Genomic DNA, 23,479 nt, shown 5'->3' on the forward strand with positions numbered 1-23,479 from the left:
AACATTAGCTGAACCGTTTGATCTGTAGCCTTCGATGTTGAGGGATACCTCATAAAGAGTACCGGACATATCAAGACCAGCCTGCGACCAAGCGTCGAAGTGCTTTGATACGTCGATAGTTCCCTTCATGTAGTTAGTCTGATTATTAGCTGAACCGCTTGACTGGCGAACGCTCCAGTACTGCGGGAATGTTGCTGTACCATCGAGAGAAGGCTGATTGTAACGCATAGACTTGCGGATATCATAAGTATTTCCGTTAAGTGTTACAGTACCCTTGTTCTCTCCGTCGTTTCCGGGTGGACGCCAGTCGCCCCAGCCTTCAACGATATAATACTCCACGAGAGGATTTCTTGTCCAACCGTATACGCACATATACGAATTTCCTCTTGGTGTATATTCTACATCGTAGGTAAGTACGATGTCTCCTAATGCCTTGTAGTTCTGTTTTTGGCTATCATAATTCTTGCCCATACGTGCAAGGAAGTTCTCAATGTTGCTCCAAGAGCAGGTGAAAGAACCTGCACCGGGATTCATAGATACCTGTCCCTGACCGTTCTGGTTCCACATTTCATAGTCATAACCACCGATATTGCCTCTGTCCTGCTGGTCAGCAGCAGAAGCTACAACAGGTATGCTCGCTGCAATTACCATTGCAGAGATCGTACCACCGATGATCTTCTGAAATCTTTTCAGCTTCACTTCAATCACTCCTCTGAATAAATAGTGTTTTGGTATTAGTGTGCTTTTGTTGATAAAATAATCCCCTGTTACGAGCTCGTTATATCTGTAAATAAATTGTAATATATTACCAATAGTTAAAACAAGCCAATTATTGTGAAGGCTGTGCCTTCTGACCAATTATTGCGGTTTTATACAGAATGTATTTGGCTAAGAATCGGCAAAAACAACGTATACACTTGAATTCTGCACAATAAATGCACAGCCTCTAAGCACAAAAAATCATCACATTATTTTTACAATTATAGCATGATTTTACCAAAATCACGCTTTGACAGTTACCTATCTCACAGCTGAATAAAACATAAAATGCAGCAGACATAACTTATACTGTTTTCTTTATACGAACCCCACTCATCCTCAACCTGTTAGTATTTATTGTGCAATCTGCGACTTGTTTTCTCTGTTTATATATGATAGAATAAGACTGTTATATTTATTAAAAGCCTTAATTAATGAATACTCAGCAACTGAAAAATTGACTTTTAATATGCTGGAGGAAAAATATGAAAAGAAGAACGTTCAGAAAAACAGTTGCATTATTATTTGCAGCAACTGTCATAGCAGACAATATTGCTGTTAGCCCCTGTATCACCTCTGTTCAGTCGAACAGGCTCTGTGCGGACGCAGCAGCAGATACAGTTTCCTTCGACGCATCTAGCGGTACCCTTACACTCAAAGGTGAGGTGAACAGGGACGAATTTACCAGCGAGGTTGATGCATCGGCAGTAAAAAAGGTCGTTGCAGAAGTCGGTACCGTGTTTCCGGGATACTCCGCAGGGCTTTTCTCCACAATGACCGGATGCACAACTTTTGATCTAAAAAACGCCGACACGAGCAATGTACACAATATGTCCGCTATGTTCTATGGTTGCTCATCAGTGAAGGAGCTCGACCTCAGCGGCTGGAATACAAGTGCTGTTACAGATATGGCAGGAATGTTTTCAAACTGCACCGCTCTTGAAAAGGTGGATATAGGCAACTTTGACACCTCAAATACCATTCAGATGACGGCTATGTTCATGTCGTGTCCGAATCTTACGGAAGCCGACGTAAGCGGCTTCGATACAAGAAAAACTGAGTCGTTTGCAAATATGTTCTACGGCTGCAAGAATCTGCGGAAGATCGATACCTCCGGATTCCTTACATACAGAGCGAAAAGTGTTCAGTTTATGTTCGCCGACTGTGAGAATCTCATTTCTCTCGATCTCAGCGGTTTTGAAACAGCAGAGCTATCCGAAGACAGTAAGGCTTCGATGTTCAGCGGTGCATCCGGTCTAAGGTCGTTAAAGCTGGGCAGCGGCTTCGGTAGCCTGAACGAGGATATGCGCCTCGACAACAGCGGAAAGGGCTGGGCAGACGCAAACGATCCGAATACCTGCATAAGTGGCAATAGTTTCTTCGCCTCCGCAGATATTGGAGGAAAAGAAATTTTCCTTCAGCACCGAGGCATGAAGGAGAACATCATATCCGGTGCAAGTCTTATTCTTGACGGAACTATCGGACTTAACTACTTCGTCAGCTTTTCTGGTGACCTCACCGATGAGCAGAAAAGCAGCGCATACATAGTTTTTGAGGGTAACTGCTCCGAAAACGGACAGGCGCTCTCCCTCAGCGGCAGCAGTGTAACCTGCCATGTAGCCGCCAAAAACACCGGCGACAAAATAAAAGCCGCACTTTACATCGACGGTCAGGCAGCTGATATAAAGAGCCTCTCCGTAAAGGATTATGCGGATATCATACTTGCATATCCTGAAACATACCCGAAGGAACAGGAGCTTGTAAAGGCTCTCCTCACCTACTGCGGCAATGCACAGAGGCTGTTCGGCTATAATGAATCCTCGCCTGTTGACGAGGGGATATTCTATACCGGCTCTCCCTTCAGCTATACTACTGTCTTTACACAGCCTGACCCCATCAGCGGTCTTGCATACCACGGCTCCTCTCTCCTCCTCAGATCAGGAACTTCTCAGAGACATTATTTTAAGCTTGCAGGTGGAAATATATCAGATTATACCTTTACTTTGAGCGGTTCCACTGCCAAGCCTGTACAGTATGAGGATTCGGACTATTACTACATCGATCGTGACAATATCAATGCGGCTTCACTTGAGGACGCTGCAACTGTTACGGTAACAAAGGGCAGTGAGGAATTGTCCTTCCGCTACAGTCCCATGGACTATGTATCCACTGTTCTCAGTGAGGACAGTATACAGTCCGACGAACTGAAAAATATGGCTCTCTCCCTTTACTGGTACAGCAATGCCGCTTTGAAATACGCCGGCAGGGCTTAGTAAGAAAGAGTGGACAATAACATAAGAACAATTATTGAAATAAGGAGAAATGATATGAAAAAAATCAGTATAGCCGCAATCTTTGCGTGTATGTCATTACTTACAGGTTGCAATATCGAAACCACAGGTACAGGTCCCGGTACCGAAAACTGGAACAGTTCACCTGAGACTCCTATACAGAGCGATACAGAACAGTCCTACGAAGCTGCTCAACCGGAAGCTCCAGTTGATACAGAAACTGACAGCAATGAAGCCCCGAAGGAAAATACAGCTCCCGAAGCTGTATCCGAACCTGTCTCCGAGCAGGCACAGACAGTTAACGAGAACTCATACAACAGCGGTCAGACAATCGCTCCGGAGGCTCCTGCCACCGAAGTCGCAGAAGAAGAGACCCACGAAGCTATCGAGCTACCTGTCGTAGCTCTTGACTAAAGATAAAATCGCCGCATGGTTAAGTACACATAGTACTTAATCATGCGGCGTTTATGATATACCTGTCAGTTCTTCTTTTTTAAACAGATCCCTATCAAGGCAAACAGCGCAATTGCAGAAGCCCCTGCTATGCCTATTCTCACCGTCTTTTTTCCTTCGGCTGTAAGCCTCTCCTCTCCGTATTCTGTAGTGACATACGCGAATCCTGTAGCGCGGAAAGCCGCGTCAACATCTCCGGCTATAATTTCATGTCCCTTGGCGTTAGGGTGTATATCATAGCTACTTATATTAGTAAGCTCTCCAGCTTTTCCCTTAAAGTCAGCGGCAACATCTATAACCTTATAGCCTATGGAAGAATTTTCGGAAATTATACGGTTCAACTTGCCTATCTTCTCGGCAGAAAAATCAGTCACTATACTGAATCGGCTGAAATATTCCAGCGGATCGTAAAGAGTCTGTATGTAGACTGTTCCTTCTGTCCTTTTTAGCAGCTCTTCTGCAATAGTTCTCATGTTCTCTTCAAACCTTTCAAGGGCACTGTCTATATCTCCTCTTATGCTGAACAGCGAGCCAGCAGCACTAAACAGGTCGAAGCTATCGGATTCAAAGGAACCCTTTTCGGTTATACCCATATTCTTCATAAGCTCCAGCATAATATCAAGCAGATCGTTTCCGCCTATAGATACCACCACCGCGTCGCAAGAACCGAGGTCACTGTCAAGCTCGCCGCTCCTTATCTGCTCTATGAGATCGAAAGAGGTATATCCGGATACGGCTCTATTTACCATAGTGTGACCGCATTCACTGCCTATTTCCTCTTCATACCTCTCTCTTAGAGTATTCGCGTATGAACGGCAGCTGTAATTATCCTCAGATGTATACCCGTCAAGACCGTAGCCTGCTGCTATGGAATCTCCCAGGAACAGCATTTTCGGCGGCACCTCAATATTATGTACGACCTCTCTTGCTGGTATCTCCGTCATGGAACAGGCTGAAAGACCGAGCGCCAGCGAGGCTACAATTACTGCCGCTATCTTTTTCAGTATCATAACATCTCACATCCTTGAAATCATATCATATAACAATATACTCGCATTTTGATTACTATATTCTATCATTTTTCACCATTAATGTCAATATTTCTTCCCTTTGAAGCTGCAATGAAGCAAAAGTGGCATGATTTTTCACTAAATAAGGTGATTTGTCCACCATATCCGCAATAATTAAGTTGAAAAGCACTATTTTATATGTTATAATAGGTGTGTAATAAATAACCGCCATCAGGCGGTATTTACCCTGAAAATACTTCGGGGCGCTCAGATCCTTTCATAAAACTAAGGGACCGAGCATCACAACAAGTCAAAGTGAAATGTACGGGGAAAATGGCAGAGCTGAAAACTGCGTTCATGGCCGCATGGGATATGCTCCTGTTTTCAGAATTGTCACATTGTCAGAACAAGCTGCGCCAATAAAAATAGACAGAGCGCCTGCGAAGCTGGCAAACACTTTAAACGTCACGGAAGCAGGCACGTTCATTCCGTGATAAATGAAAAAATATTAAATATAGGAGGAAAACATGAAAAAAACTTTTAAGCGTAAGGCTACAGTGGGAGTACTATGCCTTGGCATGATAATGCAAAATGCCATGTATATCCCTGCCAGTGCCGAAAGCAAAAGCAGCGTGACAGTCAATGAGGTATGTGCCAAGAACACCGAGTATCAAGCATACGACGGAAATTTCTACGACTGGATTGAACTCTATAACAGTGGCTCTTCAGACGCCGATATCTCCGGCTGGGGACTTTCAGACAGTGAAAAGAAGCCTTATCTCTACGTATTTCCCGAGGGAACATCTATAAAAGCAGGTGAAAGACTGATAGTTTTCTGCGATAGCGATGCAGCTCTCACCGATACCAAAATAGCACCCTTCGGTATCTCGACCTCAGGCGAGACGATATCTCTCACGGACCCGAACGGCAGTACCGCTGATACTCTTACCTTTGAGTCGCTTGCGGAAAATACTTCCTGCGGACAGTATCCCGACGGCAGCGGCGAGTTTTATACCCTCAGCTGTACTCCGGGATCAGCAAATATAGCTCCCGAGGGCTCTGCAGCTGTCCGTCAGCCTGTTTTCTCACAAGAGAGCGGCTTCTATGACAGCAGCTTTGCTCTTACACTGTCAGCCGAGGAGGGCTGCACTGTATACTACACAACAGACGGAAGCGATCCCACTGCAGAATCCGAGGTATACACAGGTCCCATAACCGTTGAAGATATGTCAAATACCGAAAATCGCCTTAGCGCACGTACAGATATAGTACCTGGCAAAGCCGAGGCTCCACGTAGCACTGTTGATAAAGCCGCTATTATACGCGCAGTTTCGATAGACAGTGAGGGACGCATAAGCGAGCCCGTCACAAAGACCTACTTCATAGGCACTACAAACTCTGGATACTACAAGGAAATGAAAGTCGTATCCCTCGTTACCGATCCAGACAATCTCTTCGACTACGAGACTGGAATATACTGTCTCGGACAAGCTTATGGCGGCAAGCAGGAGGAAGAAAAGCCAAAGGAAGAGGATCATCCAAAGGAGGAGGATCGTCCGAAAGAAGAGGAAAAACCTAAGGAGGAGAATGGTCCAGAGCAGGGCAGAGAACCCGGCGAAAGGGCAGAACCTAAGAGAGCCGGCGCAAATGCATGGGAGCTCCCTGCAAACTACACTATGCGCGGCAGAGAGTGGGAGCGCATGGCAAGCTTCACAATGTTCGAGAACGGTGAAATGGTACTCGAACAGAATGTAGGTATCCGTATAAAGGGCAACTATTCTAGAAGTCTTCCACAGAAGAGCTTTAATGTATACACACGTGAAGAATACGGCACAGCCGAGTTCGACTACGATTTCTTCTCTGGAGAGGCTGTAAAGGCTAAAAACGGTAAGGCTATAAAGAAGTATGATGGCATTGTTCTCAGAAACGGCGGAAACGACAATAACTACGCCTTCTTCCGTGACAGCATTAATCAGGATCTCATCGCCGACAGAGCCTTTGCACATCAGGCTACTTCTGAGTGCATAGTATTTATCGACGGCGAATTCTGGGGCATCTATCAGATACTCGAGAAGATTGACAAGGGCTATCTCAATTCCCATTACGGAGTCAAGAAAAGCGATATCGCAATGATAAAGAATGGAGAGCTGGAGGACGGAACAGACGAGGACCTTAGCGACTGGAATAACCTTTGCAACGGCGTTGCAAACGGAAGTATATCCTATGAGGAATTTTGCAGCAAGGTCGATGTACAGGGATATATGGACTATTTTGCAGCTCAAATATACTGGGCTAACGGAGACTGGCCGCAGCGCAACTGGGCTGTATGGCGCTCCGACGCTTTAGACGAGACGAATCCTTACGCTGACGGAAAGTGGAGAATGATTCTCTTCGACACTGAATCAGGTCAGGGACTTTACGGCAGCTATGACAAGTCCTTCTCCGCAGACAGCTACAGTCGCTTAAGATCATCGAGCAGCAGCTTCGCAAAAATGTTCACCGCACTTCTCAAGAACGACGAGTTCAAGCAGGGCTTTGCAAGAACTATGATGGATCTTGCAAATTACAACTTTACCACCGAAAGAACAAAGGAAGTCATCAACGGCTACAAGAACAGCTTCAAGCAGCAGGTACTCGACACCTTTGCACGCTTCTATTCAGGAAGCCTTTCTGGCGGCAGCGGCGAAAACAGATTCGAGAGTTCCATGTCAACAGTCCTTAACTTCTACTCTCAGCGCTATTCTTATGCAGAGCGCACTACAAGATCGGCTCTTAGTCTTTCCTCTGAACCATACAAGCTTTCAGTTTCCAATATTGCTGATAACGGAAGCATACTCCTCAATACTCTTGACCTAGGTAAAACTGAGGCGTGGAGTGGAAAATACCACTCCGACTACACTATGACGATCACCGCAGTACCAGAGGAAGGACGTACCTTCTCTCACTGGAAGATAAACGGCGCAATCATAACAGATGGTGACAAGACTTCTCCGACTATCAGCTTCAGGCTTGAATCAGACGCGACTGTAGAGGCAGTATATACTACAGATGTACGCGGCGATGCCAATGCAGACGGTAAGTTCAACGTTGTTGATCTTGTGCTTCTCCAGAAATGGCTTACAGCCGACAGGAGCATAGAGCTTTCAGACTGGCAGGCAGCTGATATGTGCAGTGATGGCGTGATAGACGTGTATGACCTTATAAGCATGAGAAGGGAACTTCTCGGTCAGATCAATCCCTGATCTGTACCATAACATTTGAATAATATTATACTGACGCTCCCCCATTGACTGATATGAGGGAGCGTTTATATTAACTATGCAAAATATGCAGTACTTTTATTCTTTCGCTGTATTAAGTCTTGAAATGCTGCCATTACAATGATATAATATTAATACATTGAAACTATTATCCATTGGGGAGGCAAAAATGCTTTACTATATGCTCAACAAACCGCAGGGTTGCGTTACCGCATGCACTGACGCAGTTCACCATACGGTTATGGAATGCTTCCCAAAGGAGCTCGCAGAAAAACTCCACCCAGTGGGAAGGCTTGACAAAGATACCTGCGGACTTCTGCTGCTTACCAACGACGGAAGTCTTGACCTCAGGATAATGCAGCCGAAAAAGCATATCAGCAAGACTTATTTTTTTTACGCTATCGGAAAAATCACAGACGAAAAGATAAGACAACTAGAAGGTGGCATACCTCTGGCCGGCTTTACAACAAAGGAAGCTGTATTCCGCATTGAAAGAGAATACCGTATAGGCGAGCTGGAAAAGTTCATGCCTGAGGATCGCCGGGAACGCTATATGAAAAATCCTGAGGGGCCGGCGTTTTCAGCCTCACTGACCATATACGAGGGCAAAAAGCATGAAGTTAAGCGTATGCTCGAAGCTGTAGGATGCAGAATATTCTATCTCCGCCGTGACAGTATAGGAGGACTTCGGCTTGACGCTTCCCTCAAACAGGGTGAATACCGTATACTGACACATGATGAAGTCAGACTGCTAAAAGATGAATAAAAACAGGGATTATAAGCGTAATGCTTATAGTCCCTGTTTTATATATTATCTTTCTTTCCTACACTGCCTTTACTTTTCTATGAGCGGAAGCTTCACATGAGCGGTGAACATATCACCGTCAATGATTATTTCAAACTGACCGCCACAGGCTTCGGTAAAGCTCTTGGCTATAGAAAGTCCGAGACCATTGCCCTCTGTTGTACGCGATCTGTCTCCACGAGCAAAACGCTCCGTTATCTCCTCGGGAGTAAAGTCCATCTCCTCAGCGGAGATATTTTTCACAGAAATGTCAGTATATCCGCCGCTGTTTTCAAGAGAAACATATATCCTTGTTCCTGCCATTGAATATTTTAGCGCGTTGTCAATAAGGTTCTGAAATACGCGGTAAAGCTTCTTTCCTTCTGCCATTATAGGAGCCGCCTGTGCCTTTATATCAGTGCGCACCTCCATGCCGGACTGTGCTATTCTGTCAGCCATATCTCCTAACACCTGCTGTGTGAGTATAACAGCGTCTATATTTTCGCTGTTCACGTCTGTACGACTTGCGGCCTTTGCAAGGTCGAAGAGGTCTGATACCATTATTTTAAGCCGCTCGGACTTCTGACTGATTATTGATACATAATCCTTTGCAGCAGAGCTCATATCCTCATTTGAAAGCAAATCTATATAGCTTATTATAGAAGTTAGAGGCGTTTTCAAATCATGTGAGACGTTTGTGACGAGCTCCACCTTCATACGCTCCGACTGCACCTGCCTGTCAACTGCTGTGCGTATACCGTCAGAGATATTATTTAGGTTGTTTGTCATACCATAGGCAGGTGACTTTTCGGGAACGGTACGCGGTGAGTAGTCTCCGCCGTTCATATCAGATATCTGTTTTGCAACTCCTGCTATCTCCTTGTAGTCGCGTATGCTGAATACCCCATACAGTATTATCAATGGTATGGAACCAAATACAGCTATCTCAGCCTCACGTGCACTTATCGCTATTACAGTCATCAAGAACCCAACTGCCAGTGCAGCGATAGTCCGGATAATAAATCTTCTGAGGAATATATCCTTGCTGAGAGCAAGTTTTTCCAGATGCTTCTTACTGTGTGAATCGTGTTTATTTTTAATGTATGAAACCGTCTTCTTTATGAATCTTCTGTATATGAAGGAGAGGATACGTCCAACAAGGGTAGTCCTCCAGAAACTCCTGCACTTAAGGCGTGTAACAATGGTTATGAGGGAGCCAAGACATATTGCGTAAAGCACCATCATACCGCTGCCCTCGATGATGCCCGCCATATCAAAGTTGTAGTACCTTTTAAATTCATTGGTCATATCCCATGCGCCCGATTCGCAGAAAGCGCAAACTGCAGCAAGTGAGCCTATTATAAGTACTATGGGGAGCTCTGCAAATATATAGTCCGGTGATGAGAGCACGAATCTTTTCTTCTCAACACTGTAGCCGCAGCAAAACAGCAGAATCAAAGCGATGATACAGCCAGCGATGCCAACAGGTAAAAGTCGCATCATTCTGTGGACAGAATCATTTTCCAGTTTCTCACGGGCTGCATTATATTGCTCATACTCGGCTATGAGCTCGTCAGTCGGCTTGATATATATAGTTATATCGCTGTTATCGCCGTCGTATCTCTGAAATTCGCTCTTATTGACTTTATACCAGCTTCGACTGTTCTCATCGAAGAACATATAAGCATTTGTATCTGTTACATCTGACATATCCCGGACATTTTCAACAGTATGTCCTTCTACTGATACGCTAATCTCATCATGTCCATCTAATCTTTCCTCTGGAAGTACATAATATACGCTGTCCCTGTCGTAGTCAGACTGCTCTAGAGCCTCACGGTTAGCCCTTGAAGCTTCAATGTTCGGATTGTTATCATATCTCATCTTGTCCGGCACGGGAGTTGTTCCGTCAGTCTTGTAGTATACCTGTACGCCGTTGTCATCTCTGTAGCTGTCAAGACCTTCCGTATCAAAGTCGTAGAGAACGACTGCATTCTTAGGCAGATAACCGTTGGTATATATGTAAGTCATGCCGTAATTTGTGGTATACCATGAATGCTCATTGGTATAATGATAATATACCATCATCGGAAAATTATGTTGTTTTCCATTGACATACTCTACTGAGTAATCGCCGGCAAGCTCTGCAGGAGCGCTTTTCGTATTGGTCAGCACATTGTCTCCGCAGCTTGCATAATAATCAAAACCTTCCGGAACATCAAGTATCAGCTTTCCCTTCTCATCCATAAGTCCGAGATCGAACAAAGCTTTCTTCACGGACTTCTGAAAAAACTCTGAGCCTGTGTATTTTCCGTTCTTGTCAGTATACCTCAGATATATGCTGCTCAGAGCCCACAGCCTGTCGTAAAAGCTGTAAAGCTTATCGGAATAGCTGTAGCTTCCGATAACGTCATCACGCTGCTGCCTTTCACTGGACGCAGATATGTTTTCGTTTATTATGAAGGCACCCTGAAATGCACACACACCGATAAGGGCGCATGATAATATAAATGCAATTATGCGGCTTATGCGTTTTTTCAAGATCATTCAGATCACTCCTATTGTTTCTCCATTTTGTACCCTATGCCCCACACTACCTTTAGGTAGCGCGGATCGCTAGGGTTTATCTCTATTTTTTCTCTTATGTGACGAATATGCACCATTACTGTATTCTCTACCGAATAGGACTCGTCGTTCCACACACGGGAGTATATCTCCTCTGCGGAGAATATACGTCCTGCATTAAGCATGAGTAGCTCTGTTATCTTATACTCGGTCGCTGTGAGCTTTACGGGAGATCCATCAACAGAAAGCTGTTTTCCTTCCCGGTCAAGAACAAGTCCGCCGAGTCTCAGCACATTCTCCTTCTTCAAGCCCTCAGCCGCTCCGAGACTGAGGTACCGTCTAAGGTTCGACTGCACCCTTGCCACCAGCTCCATAGGATTGTAAGGCTTGGTTATGTAGTCGTCCGCCCCCATGGAAAGACCGAGTATCTTATCGCTGTCCTCCGACTTTGCGGAAAGCACGATTATTGGTATGTTTTTCGTTGCGCGTATTTTCATCATAGCCGAAAGACCGTCCAGCTTCGGCATCATAACATCTATGAGTATGAGCTGTATATCGTTCTGCATGAGAGAATCTATCGCCTCGAGCCCATTGTACGCTTTGTATACTCTGTAGCCCTCCCGGGAGAGCAGAGCGGCTATAGCGTTAACGATGTCGTGGTCGTCATCCACCACAAGAATAGAAGAATTTTCGATATTTATCATGATAATTTCCTTTCAGAGACAAAGCGTTATATGTTATTATTTTACCGCTGTGCCTTTCTTCTGTCAATATTATATCTACTGAATCTTATTATTAAGCTGATATAATTCTTATGATTTTCTTAAGATTTATTCAGACGGTATTGGTATCTCCAGTATGACTTCAAAAAGAGCTCTGAAATGGGAGCTGACTAATAGCTTCTCTTACTTTTTCAGAGCTCTTTTTGAAGTAATGTTCTGTTTACCGTCCGAACAAACACACAGTTCCGCATCTATACCGCTTCAGAACCACCTCTGGAACCTGCGCCTGTTTTTCCTTCTGTTTTTTTTGTTGTCGCTGCTGTTTTCCTTAGCGTTCCTTCCTAGCAACGATCTGCACTTTTTGAGTAACCCGCAACTGCGATATATTTCCTTCATAACAAAGTCTCCCTGCTAAACCATGATTTATACTTATATTATCATTTATCTCGAGATATGTCAAGCAGGGGATGCTTCTTTTTTTCACAGCATTATGAACAGAAAAAGCGCCATGCTGTAAACATGACGCTTCCCGAAAATATTTACTGGAAGAGATTATCTTTTGAATTTTGCTGCAGCTACAACGCCTGCAAGTAGAATAAGAGCTGACACTCCAAGAAGTATATACGCAGTAGTATGGTCAGTTTCCTGACCGGCGCCCATTGAAGGGAAGCTTCCCATCTGAGGTCTACTGCTTTTATCTTCTGAGCTGTCTGCACTGCTCTCCTGTCCGCCAGGAGGAGTAATGCCGTCAGGCATCTGACCGCCGAACATCTCCGAGGGATCAAAGCCCTCAGGCATATTGCCGCCGAAGCTAGGGAAATCACCGCCTTCAGAGCTGAATTCGGGCGTTACGGCAGAAACCTGATCCGCATCCGCGCTTTCGTCGCCGCTTTTACTTTTCTCAAAACCCTTACGACTGTTTCCGCCGCCGAATCCGCCGCCCATTGAGCCCATATCGGACGTGTTAAGTCCGTCGGTGCTTATAAGTGAAGAAGAATCTGCATTCTGACCCTCTGTTGTCGAGGGAATAGTACCGTCAAGCTGTCCCTCCACGCTTTCTGCTCGGAGCTGACAGAATTTACTGATAGCTTCAACGCCTGTCTGGAACTCTTCATAAGTACAGAACTTTGTAGTATCCTTCTGAACGTATTCATCTATCATCTCAGCTGTATCGGATATAAGTGAATCAAGGTCGATGCTCTCCATGAATTCGCTATAGTACTGATGATACATCTCGGTGTACTCTTCATTGTCAAATATCCATGAAACCATGGGACGGTCGCTCATATCTCCAGAGACAGGATTGTCAATAGGAGAATTAACAGATGAGGAAGCATCACCGCCCATGAAGGAACCGTAAGCAAGGTTGTAGTCCCAAGGGATCATTGAGAGCTGACCGTCTTCTTCGTACAGATAATAGTTGTGTATCATCTGACCGGTGTAGCTATCGCCGTTACAGAGAAAATCGTGTACCACAAAGTATCTGATTACCTCCTCCACATTCACTGTATTTTCGATATCGCTCTGCTCGAGAAGAGCCTTTAGCGAACGAATCAGTCTCTTTTTATCAGCTGTATTCACAGTGGTCTTTGCATTGTTGAAGATATTGGAGTAGCTGTCGAAATCGTCGTCAGTATATTTGAGCTTTACGTCGTCGCTGCCCATACCGAAACCACCGAAGCCGCCCTTTCCGTTTTCACCGTCGAACTGAGGCATTTCTCCGCCTCCAAAGCTTGGCATATCTCCACCGAACATCTCTGAAGGGTCAAAGCCTGAAGGAGCTTTTCCGCCTTCTGACTGAGTTGTCATTTCGCTGCCGGTATCCGTCCTGCTGCTGTCGCCCTTTGACGAAGCTGAAGGCTTGGATCCTCCGGAAGCGCTTACACCGCCGAACTGAGGCATCTCACCGCCTCCGAAACTCGGCATATTTTCTCCGAACATCTCTGACGGATCGAAGTCCTCAGGCATATTTCCTGGATCGAACTGCGGCATTTCACCGTTTTCAAAATCAGGCATACCGCTTCCGCCATTTGAGGAGTCTAAGGGATTGAAGTCATTTGGAGCGTTTTTACGGGCGCCGGAGGCTCCGCTTCTACTTCCTCTTTTCTGTCTGCTGTCGCTTACGAAAGCCTCTGTGTCCTTGCTGTTAGAGCTGCTGTTATTTTTATCTGAGCTCTCTGTATTAAAAAAATTCCCCATACTAAAGTCTTTGCCTTTGCCGGGGCCTCCGCCGCCGAAACTCAAACTGTCTGGCTTGTAGAGCTCGCCGAAATTGCTGCCGTAATTCCTTTCAAGGAAGGATTCCTCTACAGCCTCCACCGCAAGATACAGGCCCCAGTCCTCGCCGTTAACAGTGATATACGCATAGCTGCACAACGGAGAATCAACTCCGAAATCATTCATAAGGGTATATGCGATATAATCCTTCATGTAGGTATTGTCCTGTATGATATTGTTAAGGCAGAGCTTATCGAGTCCGTGATAGCTTTTTGTATTGTCGTACTGATCGAATTCTATCTTGAAGCTGTAGCGGCTGCTGTTCATATTCTTCACAGAACTGAGGGAAGTATTTCCCTTTCCTCTGATACCGACATTTCGTATGAGTTCGCCGTCAATGACGACATTGCAGTTGGTATAAACCTCTTCCTCGCAGGTCGAAAGGAATTCGTCCCAGTCGTCGATGACGATTTCGAATGTGTGGACCTTTGACTGATCGAAGAGGCGGTTCTCATAGCCTATGCCTCTTGCCACCGTTCCTATGCCGAAGGCGCTTCCGTTGCAGAAGATAAGACCGATGATGACAGTCGCTGCAACGATAAGCACACATATCCTGTCTATGCCTTTACGTGCTGACATACTACCACACCCTTATCCCATATAATCGCCGTTGTAGCTTACGAGAACAGCGCTGCTCACGCCCTCGATATCTGCAAGGGCATTAACAAAATCAGTATTGTCCTCCTTGAGTCTTATCTCCATATTGAGCTCAACAGAGCCCTTCTGTGCGGTCTTACTCTTTACGACGCATCTATCGGTCTTGCTGTCAAGGAAGGACTTAGCCTTCTTTTCACTTTCATGACCATCGCAACGTACAACTACTATATAAGGATTGCTGCCAGACTTCATGTTTACAAATACGAGAAGGATAACACCGATGATAACACTGCCAATGATAGCAAGAGGTATCATTCCTGCCGCAAGCACGATACCTACCGCGATTGACCAGAACAGGAAGGCGATATCCAGGGGTTCCTTTATAGCTGTACGGAAACGGACGATAGAGAGCGCGCCCACCATACCAAGTGAAAGAACGACATTACTTGTGACTGCAAGGATAACGACAGTCGTTATCATAGTAAGTGCCACGAGAGTGGTGCCGAAGCTTGACGAGTACATAACTCCTGAGTAGGTCTTCTTATATACGAGGAATATGAATATTCCCAGTCCGAATGCAAGGATAAGGGCAACAGCCATATCCAGTATGCTCACGCTTGTGATATTATCAAGAAAATTTGACTTTAAAAGCTCTTTCATTTCAATAACTCCTTTGTGTTTTATCCGTAAATACGACAGGCTGCATATTTTGAAAACGCACCCTCGCGCCTGTCTGCGAGAGCCACGGCGTCCCTGATTATATCAGGAAGGAAACCGTCCCATTTGACCTCAAGTATAATCGCGTCCGAGACTGGTACTGTCACGCAGTCAGGATCTAGAAAGTCCGTGCAGCGCATTCCGCTACGGACATTATAATCCAAAGTCACCCTCACATTGCCAGCAGGATATATGAATGGTTCTCTTGTATAGTCAACGATAGTTTTGGGAGCTATGCCCTGTGTCTGCATTTTGGAATACATCTCTCTTACAAGTGGGTATTTCGAATCCAGCATCCACTCCGTATCACCGTCAACTATGCTCTGTGCCTGCTGCGCTGTGAGCGGAGCGCTAAGCTTGCTTCCAAGACGATCTATCTTGCTTTTCTTTTCAAGATGAATAACGGAAGTATCTCCGTTGTAGTACCTGATGCGAAATTTCTCACGCCGGCTCATGCCGTTTATTTTTTCCATAAGGGCTTTGTCCGCGATATTATCGAAGTAAAGGCTGCGGATAAAGTATTTTCCGTCAATGGTGTGCGGATCTGGATAAGCGACTGTGCTGAGTCTGTGCCTGATTATAAGCATATCGGAATAATTGATCTCGTGTTTGATCTCGTGTCTGAAATCCATAGTTTCACCTCTTTTCTTTGTCATAGGTACGCACACGGGCCGTTATGAAGGGAACGTCAGTCCGCGTGCGCTTTGTCCTATATTTGAATTATACCTTTGATTGCTGAATTGATGCTGAAAACAGGTGAAGGCCTAGTTATACAAAAGTGAAAATTCTGTGAAACGATGAATAAAAGCGTTATTTTCAGCTTGAATTCAGCCATTGGATGTATTATAATAGATACATAGCTGGAAGTCGCCGAAAGGGGGAAATGACTTGAAAATACTTATAATAGAAGACGAAAAGGTGCTTGCCGATTCGCTGAAGCTCATGCTGCAATCTAAGGGCTTCGAGGCTGACGCAGTATACGACGGTGAAAGCGGCGAGCAGTATGCAATGCTGAATATCTACGACCTCATCATACTTGATATCATGCTTCCGAAACAGAATGGCTATCAGGTGGCAAAGCATATCCGTCAGCAGCACAACAGCGTGCCTATACTCATGCTAACAGCACGTTCGGATATAGACGATAAGGTACATGGGTTGGATTCAGGAGCGGATTATTACCTCACGAAGCCATTTGACGCAAGAGAACTCCTTGCCTGCGTGAACGCCCTTCTGCGCCGTCAGGGCTCTCAGGTCAACGAGCTCGGCTTCGGGAATACGAGGCTTGATATGGAATCAGCTTCGCTTATATGTGGCGACAACAGCGTAAGGCTTTCCGCAAGAGAATTCGAGGTGATGCGTATGCTCATGGCTTCCGGAACAAATCATATCTCAAAAGAGACCCTCCTTACAAAAGTATGGGGGTACGACTCCAACGCCGTGGAAAACCATGTGGAGGTATACGTGGGTTTCCTCAGGAAAAAGCTTGTGAGCATTGGCTCCGACGTAAGAATAGAGGCGGTGCGCCGTCTCGGCTATCATCTGGAGTGTGACGGGAAATGCTGAAACGCCTTAAAATAAAATTCGTAATCGTTATAATGTCCATAGTGACTCTGTTCTTCGGTGCATCCTTCGGAATTGTCATGCATCTAACGAAACAGAACATCGAAAGGGAGAGCATACAGATGATGAACGCCATGCAGTTCCGTCCGCCCTTCTCTCCTCAGCAACAGCGCAAGCCAAACGATATACCAGATAATATCCGTCTCCCCTTTTTTACGGTGACGGTCTCGGAGGACGGCTCATTTAAAGCCGTAGGAAGCGATTACTATGACCTTACAGATGATAAAATGCTAAGTACTCTTATGGATTTTGTCAGATCCAGTGACAAGCAGGTCGGCATGATACCGGAGTACGATCTGAGATATATGAAGTCCGCAAGAGATGTCCCTGAATCTGTTGTCTTTGCGGATATATCAAGTGAAAAAGCCATGATAAGAGGACTAATACGCAATTTCATAATAACCGGTCTCATAGGCTATGCGGTATTCTTTGTGATAAGCCTCCTTCTTGCGAAATGGGCAACAAAACCTGTTGAAAAGACATGGAACGAGCAGAAGCAATTCATAGCCGACGCCTCTCACGAGTTAAAAACGCCTATCACCGTTATAATGACCAATGCTGAGATGCTCAGCGATAAAAGCTACACCCAAAGTGACAGGGAGGGCTTTACAAAAAATATCCTCTCAACGACGAAGCGCATGAGAGGACTTGTGGAAAGCCTGCTGGAGCTTGCAAGGCTTGACAACAACAGGACGGCAATGATAAAAGAGATTATCGACTACAGCAAGCTCATAAACAACTGTTTGTTGCCATTTGAACCGCTGTTTTACGAAAACGACATGGAACTCTCGTCGGATATAGACGAGGGCATTAGGGTAGAGGGAGACAAGGACAAGCTACGTCAGGTAGTGACGATACTACTTGATAACGCCCTTAAGTACTGCGATAAGGAGCAACCCGTCACAGTAAAGCTCCGCCGCCAATCGGCGCACTGCCTGCTGTCGGTTTCTGGAAAAGGATCACCTCTTTCAAAAGCGGACTGCGAGAATATCTTCAAGCGCTTTTATCGTGTGGATCCGTCCCGCAACGACGGACACAGCTACGGACTCGGTCTCTCCATAGCCGAAAGCATAATCAGCGAACACGGCGGAAGGATATGGGCTGAAAGCGAAAACGGCTACAATACCTTCTGGGTAAGCCTTGCCGAAAAATGATATATTCCAATATACATTGGGAAAAGCCATAAGGAGGCAGTCAAAAATTTGACTGCCTCCTTATGGTATTTCTGAACGGTAAAAGATAATGAATGTTAAATATATACCTAAGAGCACTTTTTATGTTTTTAAGATCTGCGGACATTTGCTATTGCATATTATAGCACACATACTTCTGAAACTGACATAAATGCCACCTGAGGTATATCCTTTTAAATATTCAATGTTTCCTTTAAAAAGTGCCCATTCCACCTCTATTATAGAGGGAAGCATAACAGCACGCAACTTTGTCACTGCTCCGTAGCACAAGCTCTTACCTTCACAAGGCTTTGCACTGCTTCATATATTTTATGTGCAACGTAAGGATTATTCATAGTATAAAGGTGTATCCCGTCAACACCATCTGCAATGAGATCAGTTATCTGATCTATGGCATAGGCTATGCCAGCATCCCGAAGAGCAGTTTCATTGTGCTCATACCTCTCAAGTATACGAACAAATTTTTTCGGCAACTCAACGCCGCAGAGCTTCACCATGCGTTCTATCTGACGCTTGTTGGTAACAGGCATTATGCCTGCCTCCACAGGGATATTTATACCTGCGATTCTCGTCTTCTCGATGAAACTGTAGAAATATCTGTTATCGAGGAAAAGCTGGGTTATAAGATGATCCACTCCGCAGTCAACCTTGTACCTGAGCCATTTCAGATCCTCCACTGCGCTTCCGCTCTCGGGGTGTACTTCAGGGTAACAGGCAGCGATTATATTGAAGTCATAGTTATCCCTGATAAAGCTTATCAGCTCGCTCGCATGGCTAAAATCGCCGCATCCTTTCCGACTATCTGTACAGTCACCTCTGAGCGCAAGGATATTCTCTATACCATTCTCCTGCATACTGTCGAGTATCTCCCCTGCCTGATTCCTTGTCAGACCTATACATGGCAGATGTGCAACACTCTCAACTCCGTATCTGTTCTTTATATCCGAAGCTATCTGTATCGTCTTGCAGCCGTTTCTGCCGCCGCCTGCACCGTAAGTCACACTTATGAAATCTGGGCATATATCCGATAGCTCCTCTAGGGTATCGTATATCACGCTCTCCTCAGCATCTGGCTTCGGCGGAAAGATCTCAAGTGAGAATACAGTCCTGTTATCAAATAATTCAGCAGTTTTCATTTCTTGCCTCTTTCGCAGCGCTGACAAGATTTTTAAGGCTTGGCACTGTCTCCTCGTTGCCCCTTGTTTTCAGTCCGCAGTCAGGATTTACCCACAGCTTTTCAGCTGGGATACGCTCCCTCATTCTTTCAATAGCAGTCTTTATCTCATCCTTGGAAGGAACTCTAGGAGAATGTATATCGTATACTCCCGGACCGACCTCAGTACGGAAGTTATTTTCCTTAAGCACGTCAAGTATAGTAAGATCGGATCTTGAAGCCTCAAATGTTATAACGTCAGCGTCCATATCGTCTATATCTCTGATTATGTCCGCAAACTCACTGTAGCACATGTGAGTATGTATCTGTGTTTCGGGCTTTACGCCACTGTGAACGTATCTGAAAGCGGGTATCGCCCAGTCAAGGTAATCCTCTCTCCAGTCGGATCTACGAAGTGGCAGCTTTTCACGGAGAGCCGCTTCGTCCACCTGTATGATGCTGATACCGTTAGCTTCAAGGTCGAGTACCTCTTCACGTATTGCAAGAGCTATCTGCAAAGCGCTCTCCCTGAGTGATATATCCTCTCTTGGGAAAGACCAGTTGAGTATAGTCACAGGGCCGGTGAGCATACCCTTCATGGGCTTGTCGGTAAGGCTTTGAGCGTATACAGACCATCTTACGGTCATGGGCTTGGCTCGTGATATATCTCCCCATACGACAGGCGGCTTTACGCAGCGAGTACCATAGGACTGTACCCATGCCTTTTCCGTAAAGAGATAACCGTCAAGGCACTCACCAAAATACTCCACCATGTCGTTGCGCTCGAATTCGCCGTGTACCAACACGTCAAGACCTATCTCCTCCTGCAATGCTATACACTCGGCTATCTTCTTCTCAATAAAGAACTCGTAATCGCCGTCGGACAGCTCTCCCTTGCGATGGGCGTTACGGGCTGACTTTACCTCTGCTGTCTGAGGGAAGGAACCGATAGTGGTAGTCGGGAACAGAGGCAATCTGAATCTTTCCTTCTGTATTCTCTCACGTTCTGTAAACTCCGGAAGTCTCACGAAATCCTTCTCGGTAAGTTCTGCCACCTTCTTCCTTACGACCTCATTGCCTCCTGTTCTCGGCTCGCTGTGAAGAGCTGAATTGCGTCTGTACTCATCAGTCTCTGCAGGGCTATGAGAAACGGTTATCTTCTTCAGCTCTGCAAGCTCTGCAAGCTTTTCCTCTGCATAGGCGAAATGCTTTTTGTATCGCTCCTCTAGTTTTGTTTCGTTTGCAAGAGTGCAGGGAACGTGTAACAGAGAACAGGATGTATTTATAACTATATCATGTGAGTGCTTTTCAAGCTCTGAAAGTATAAGGAGAGTTGAGGCGTAATTATTGCGCCAGATATTCTTTCCGTTGACTACACCTGCAAACAGTGTCTTTTCCTCAGGGAAACCGTTCGCCTTTACAAGCTCAATAGTCTTTTTTCCCTCGGTAAAGTCAAGACCTATGCCGTCAATGTCAAGACCGCAGAGTTCATTATAGCAGTCGCGGACATCTCCGAAGTATGTCTGCACTATGACCTTTACCGAACCCTTATGTGGCAGTATTCTCTCGTAAAGTGATACAAAAAGCTTTATATCCTCTGACGTCATATCCTTTACAAGAGATGGCTCGTCGAACTGTATCCACTCTGCACCGAGTCTACTGAACTTCTTCAGTATCTCACAGTAAGCAGCGGCTGTCTGTTCAGCAAAGTCAACTGCCATTTTGCTACCCTTGTATCTTGCAAGCTTTAAGAACGTGTATGCTCCGACTATGACTGGCTTTGTCTTTACACCGACCTCAAGAGCCTCGCTGAAAAGCTCGAAGGGTTTTGTGCCCGCAAGCTTTATCTCAGTACTGTCCTCTATCTCAGGCACCATATAGTGATAATTGGTGTTATACCACTTCTTCATGGCAAGTGCCTTGACGTCGCCATTTTCGCCCTGATAGCCCCTTGCAGCCGCAAAATAAGTATCAAGCTTTGAAAGTCCGAGAGAGGTGTACCTCTCAGGTACAGCATTTAAAAGGAACGCCGTGTCAAGCACTCCGTCATAGTATGAGAAATCGTTTGACGGGATAAAGTCAAGTCCGCTTTTCTTCTGTATCTCCAAATTATAATTACGTATTTCTCTTGCTGTCTTTTCAAGTCCGGAAGCCATGATCTCACCGCGGAAGTACTTTTCACTTGCGAATTTCAGTTCACGTAAATTGCCTATTCTTGGATATCCGATAATTGTTGTTTTCATTTCCTATTCCTCCGATATGTTTTAACGTACTCATATTATAGCATATCAGATTAGAAATGTGTTAATATCAAAAAAGAATGCAGTTCCATAGCTAAAAGCTATATCAAGAAGAATAATTAGCGATATATTCTTTCAGATGCTCAAGATACCGCAGAGTAAGCTCGTTCATGGGACGATCGGTAGTGATTATATAGCCTATCTCCATTTCCTCATCGCTTTCAAGGGGAATGGAAACGATATTGCTTCCGTTGAGATCGGAACTGAGGATACCCGATGAGATAGTATAGCCGTCAAGACCTATAAGCAGATTGAAAAGTGTAGCTCTATCGGATACTACTATATTTTTCGGACTTTCAGCGGTTATGTGAAGCTCCTCTGCAAAGTAGAAGGAATTCTTCACTCCCTGATCGTAGGTAAGCCGCGGAAAAGCTTTCAGGTCGTCAAGGGTAACAGAGCTCCTGCCAACAAGAGGATTGCTCCTGCTGACGAAAACGTGGGGCTTTGCCGTAAAAAGCGGCTCAAACCTTATCTCCTCATTCTGTAGGATATGCCTTATCACCTCGCGGTTGAAGCTACTCAGAAACAGTACCCCTATATCGCTCCTCCGGGTGCGGACATCCTCGATTATCTCCGCGGTCTTCAACTCACGAAGGGAGAACTCGAACTTGTCCCGTCCGTACTCCCTTACAAGCGCCACAAAAGCATTGACAACGAAGGCGTAATGCTGTGATGAAACCGCAAAGGCTCTTCTCGACGGAACTGTGGATTTGTATTCGTTTTCAAGAAGCTCAGCCTGCTCTACTATCTGCCGGGCATAAGACAAAAATTTCGTTCCGTCCTCGGAGAGGTATACTCCCCTGTTGCTGCGGTTAAAAATGGTTATCCTCATTTCCTTTTCAAGTTCAGCAACAGATTTCGAGAGGCTTGGCTGCGCTATGAACAGGCGCTGCGCCGCAGTTGTAATAGAGCCAGTCTCGGCTATTGCGATAATGTATTTAAGCTGTTGTAGCGTCATTTTTATTCCCTCCTGTCAACTGATTATACCATAAGAGCTAAAAAATAGCAACTTTTTCATGTATAAACAGCTTTTATGCGGTTCTAAACGCTGTATAGCCTGCATTTCAGGTCACGCAGCAGCTGTCAGGTCTGAGGAGAAGCGCCGTAAAAAGTCACAGAAATATATTGTAATCGGTGATAAACTATGGTATAACCCGAGTTTGACGAAAAAAAGATAAAAACCTTGGCGTCGCCGCTCTCACGACCAGCGATTCCAAGGCTTTCTGGCTAAAGACTGGGATACAATATAAGGTGACATTATGTATTACAATTATGGCCTACAGTGACAATTCAATCTGTGATTTCAGCTGCTTCACCTCGCTAATCATAAAGCATTTTCTTGGGATATTTATATTGAATGACTTGAGAATAAGATTAAGATCGGGGTCATCGAGATCACAGAAACGATAATACGTATCACCAAGTTTCTCAATCTTCCATTTATTTAAAGCATCCTGTATTCTATCCGCAGAAAGTATGTTACTGAAAAGCAGATTATCAACAACAAGTTCAGGATTCTATTCTCTTAACTGCCTTTGGATAAGTCTTATTAATATTAAAGCAATTGCACATATCAACCAGGTGAAAACACTTTTATCATATAATACGAAAACAGGTCATTTTTCCCTGTATCAATAACGCAGCTCTGAATATTTAGGCTGCGTTATTGATGCAGGGGAAAATGACATGTTTTCGTATTATATGATAAAAGTGTTTTCACCTGGTTGATATGTGCAATTGCTTTAATATTAATAAGACTTATCCAAAGGCAGTTA

The 23,479-nt window shown here is 45.0% G+C and carries 17 protein-coding genes; 6 read left to right on the top strand and 11 right to left on the bottom strand.

Annotated features, from left to right (window positions below; translation table 11 throughout):
• Positions 1 to 699: glycoside hydrolase family 11 protein (locus tag J6U00_RS02050; protein ID WP_296578151.1), on the bottom strand; the 699-nt coding region annotated here is incomplete at its 3' end.
• Positions 700 to 1,244: 545 nt separating this feature from the next.
• Here J6U00_RS02050 and J6U00_RS02055 point away from each other — a divergent pair.
• A complete protein-coding gene (locus J6U00_RS02055) occupies positions 1,245 to 3,032 on the top strand; it encodes a BspA family leucine-rich repeat surface protein (RefSeq protein ID WP_296578155.1) in 1,788 nt (595 codons plus the stop codon).
• Between the two features lie 54 nt (positions 3,033 to 3,086).
• Entirely contained in the window at positions 3,087 to 3,464 is a 378-nt protein-coding gene (locus J6U00_RS02060; RefSeq protein ID WP_296578160.1) for a hypothetical protein, read from the top strand.
• Between the two features lie 65 nt (positions 3,465 to 3,529).
• Here J6U00_RS02060 and J6U00_RS02065 read toward each other — a convergent pair whose 3' ends face one another.
• The gene (locus J6U00_RS02065) at positions 3,530 to 4,513 is read right to left on the bottom strand and encodes an SGNH/GDSL hydrolase family protein (protein ID WP_296578163.1); all 984 of its coding nucleotides are present in this window, start codon (positions 4,511 to 4,513) and stop codon (positions 3,530 to 3,532) included.
• A 527-nt stretch (positions 4,514 to 5,040) separates the two neighbouring features.
• Here J6U00_RS02065 and J6U00_RS02070 point away from each other — a divergent pair.
• Together J6U00_RS02070 and J6U00_RS02075 are read left to right on the top strand one after the other, a co-directional pair.
• Positions 5,041 to 7,755, top strand: a complete 2,715-nt coding sequence (locus J6U00_RS02070; RefSeq protein WP_296578166.1) for a CotH kinase family protein — start codon at positions 5,041 to 5,043, stop codon at positions 7,753 to 7,755.
• Between the two features lie 187 nt (positions 7,756 to 7,942).
• Positions 7,943 to 8,539, top strand: coding sequence for a pseudouridine synthase (locus J6U00_RS02075; protein ID WP_296578169.1), 597 nt, complete (start codon positions 7,943 to 7,945; stop codon positions 8,537 to 8,539).
• 69 nt (positions 8,540 to 8,608) lie between these two features.
• On the opposite strand, the gene J6U00_RS02080 is transcribed toward J6U00_RS02075, so the two are convergent.
• The 6 genes from J6U00_RS02080 to J6U00_RS02105 form a co-directional block, all read right to left on the bottom strand.
• Positions 8,609 to 11,104, bottom strand: coding sequence for a HAMP domain-containing sensor histidine kinase (locus J6U00_RS02080; RefSeq protein ID WP_296578172.1), 2,496 nt, complete (start codon positions 11,102 to 11,104; stop codon positions 8,609 to 8,611).
• Between the two features lie 11 nt (positions 11,105 to 11,115).
• Entirely contained in the window at positions 11,116 to 11,826 is a 711-nt protein-coding gene (locus tag J6U00_RS02085) for a response regulator transcription factor (protein ID WP_296578175.1), read from the bottom strand.
• 279 nt (positions 11,827 to 12,105) lie between these two features.
• The gene (locus J6U00_RS02090; protein ID WP_296578179.1) at positions 12,106 to 12,240 is read right to left on the bottom strand and encodes a hypothetical protein; all 135 of its coding nucleotides are present in this window, start codon (positions 12,238 to 12,240) and stop codon (positions 12,106 to 12,108) included.
• 156 nt (positions 12,241 to 12,396) lie between these two features.
• Positions 12,397 to 14,700, bottom strand: a complete 2,304-nt coding sequence (locus J6U00_RS02095; protein WP_296578182.1) for a CotH kinase family protein — start codon at positions 14,698 to 14,700, stop codon at positions 12,397 to 12,399.
• 12 nt (positions 14,701 to 14,712) lie between these two features.
• A complete protein-coding gene (locus tag J6U00_RS02100) occupies positions 14,713 to 15,384 on the bottom strand; it encodes a DUF4956 domain-containing protein (RefSeq protein WP_296578204.1) in 672 nt (223 codons plus the stop codon).
• A 14-nt stretch (positions 15,385 to 15,398) separates the two neighbouring features.
• Positions 15,399 to 16,067: a polyphosphate polymerase domain-containing protein gene (locus J6U00_RS02105; RefSeq protein WP_296578185.1), complete on the bottom strand. Its 669-nt coding sequence runs from the start codon at positions 16,065 to 16,067 to the stop codon at positions 15,399 to 15,401.
• Positions 16,068 to 16,323: 256 nt separating this feature from the next.
• Here J6U00_RS02105 and J6U00_RS02110 point away from each other — a divergent pair, with 256 nt between their 5' ends.
• Entirely contained in the window at positions 16,324 to 17,001 is a 678-nt protein-coding gene (locus tag J6U00_RS02110; RefSeq protein WP_296578189.1) for a response regulator transcription factor, read from the top strand.
• A complete protein-coding gene (locus J6U00_RS02115; RefSeq protein WP_296578192.1) occupies positions 16,995 to 18,212 on the top strand; it encodes a HAMP domain-containing sensor histidine kinase in 1,218 nt (405 codons plus the stop codon). Before J6U00_RS02110 ends, J6U00_RS02115 begins: the two co-directional genes overlap by 7 nt.
• Before the next feature lie 290 nt (positions 18,213 to 18,502).
• Here J6U00_RS02115 and metF read toward each other — a convergent pair whose 3' ends face one another.
• The 3 genes from metF to J6U00_RS02130 all read right to left on the bottom strand — a co-directional run bounded on the left by metF (position 18,503) and on the right by J6U00_RS02130 (position 22,662).
• Positions 18,503 to 19,387, bottom strand: coding sequence for a methylenetetrahydrofolate reductase [NAD(P)H] (metF, locus tag J6U00_RS02120; protein ID WP_296578196.1), 885 nt, complete (start codon positions 19,385 to 19,387; stop codon positions 18,503 to 18,505).
• Complete coding sequence (gene metE / locus J6U00_RS02125) at positions 19,374 to 21,647, bottom strand: 5-methyltetrahydropteroyltriglutamate--homocysteine S-methyltransferase (protein ID WP_296578199.1); 2,274 nt, start codon at positions 21,645 to 21,647, stop codon at positions 19,374 to 19,376. The genes metF and metE overlap by 14 nt, the downstream gene beginning before the upstream one ends.
• Before the next feature lie 103 nt (positions 21,648 to 21,750).
• Positions 21,751 to 22,662, bottom strand: coding sequence for a LysR family transcriptional regulator (locus J6U00_RS02130; protein ID WP_296578201.1), 912 nt, complete (start codon positions 22,660 to 22,662; stop codon positions 21,751 to 21,753).
• Positions 22,663 to 23,479 lie beyond the last annotated feature (817 nt).

The sequence above is a fragment of the Ruminococcus sp. genome, from assembly GCF_017650195.1.
Lineage (GTDB): Bacteria > Bacillota > Clostridia > Oscillospirales > Ruminococcaceae > Ruminococcus.

Bases quoted from the DNA above. Each gene is read 5' to 3' on its own strand.
- J6U00_RS02055 (WP_296578155.1), top strand. From the start codon at position 1,245: ATGAAAAGAAGAACGTTCAGAAAAACAGTTGCATTATTATTTGCAGCA.
- J6U00_RS02060 (WP_296578160.1), top strand. From the start codon at position 3,087: ATGAAAAAAATCAGTATAGCCGCAATCTTTGCGTGTATGTCATTACTT.
- J6U00_RS02065 (WP_296578163.1), bottom strand. From the start codon at position 4,513: ATGATACTGAAAAAGATAGCGGCAGTAATTGTAGCCTCGCTGGCGCTC.
- J6U00_RS02070 (WP_296578166.1), top strand. From the start codon at position 5,041: ATGAAAAAAACTTTTAAGCGTAAGGCTACAGTGGGAGTACTATGCCTT.
- J6U00_RS02075 (WP_296578169.1), top strand. From the start codon at position 7,943: ATGCTTTACTATATGCTCAACAAACCGCAGGGTTGCGTTACCGCATGC.
- J6U00_RS02080 (WP_296578172.1), bottom strand. From the start codon at position 11,104: ATGATCTTGAAAAAACGCATAAGCCGCATAATTGCATTTATATTATCA.
- J6U00_RS02085 (WP_296578175.1), bottom strand. From the start codon at position 11,826: ATGATAAATATCGAAAATTCTTCTATTCTTGTGGTGGATGACGACCAC.
- J6U00_RS02090 (WP_296578179.1), bottom strand. From the start codon at position 12,240: ATGAAGGAAATATATCGCAGTTGCGGGTTACTCAAAAAGTGCAGATCG.
- J6U00_RS02095 (WP_296578182.1), bottom strand. From the start codon at position 14,700: ATGTCAGCACGTAAAGGCATAGACAGGATATGTGTGCTTATCGTTGCA.
- J6U00_RS02105 (WP_296578185.1), bottom strand. From the start codon at position 16,067: ATGGATTTCAGACACGAGATCAAACACGAGATCAATTATTCCGATATG.
- J6U00_RS02115 (WP_296578192.1), top strand. From the start codon at position 16,995: ATGCTGAAACGCCTTAAAATAAAATTCGTAATCGTTATAATGTCCATA.
- metF (WP_296578196.1), bottom strand. From the start codon at position 19,387: ATGAAAACTGCTGAATTATTTGATAACAGGACTGTATTCTCACTTGAG.
- metE (WP_296578199.1), bottom strand. From the start codon at position 21,647: ATGAAAACAACAATTATCGGATATCCAAGAATAGGCAATTTACGTGAA.
- J6U00_RS02130 (WP_296578201.1), bottom strand. From the start codon at position 22,662: ATGACGCTACAACAGCTTAAATACATTATCGCAATAGCCGAGACTGGC.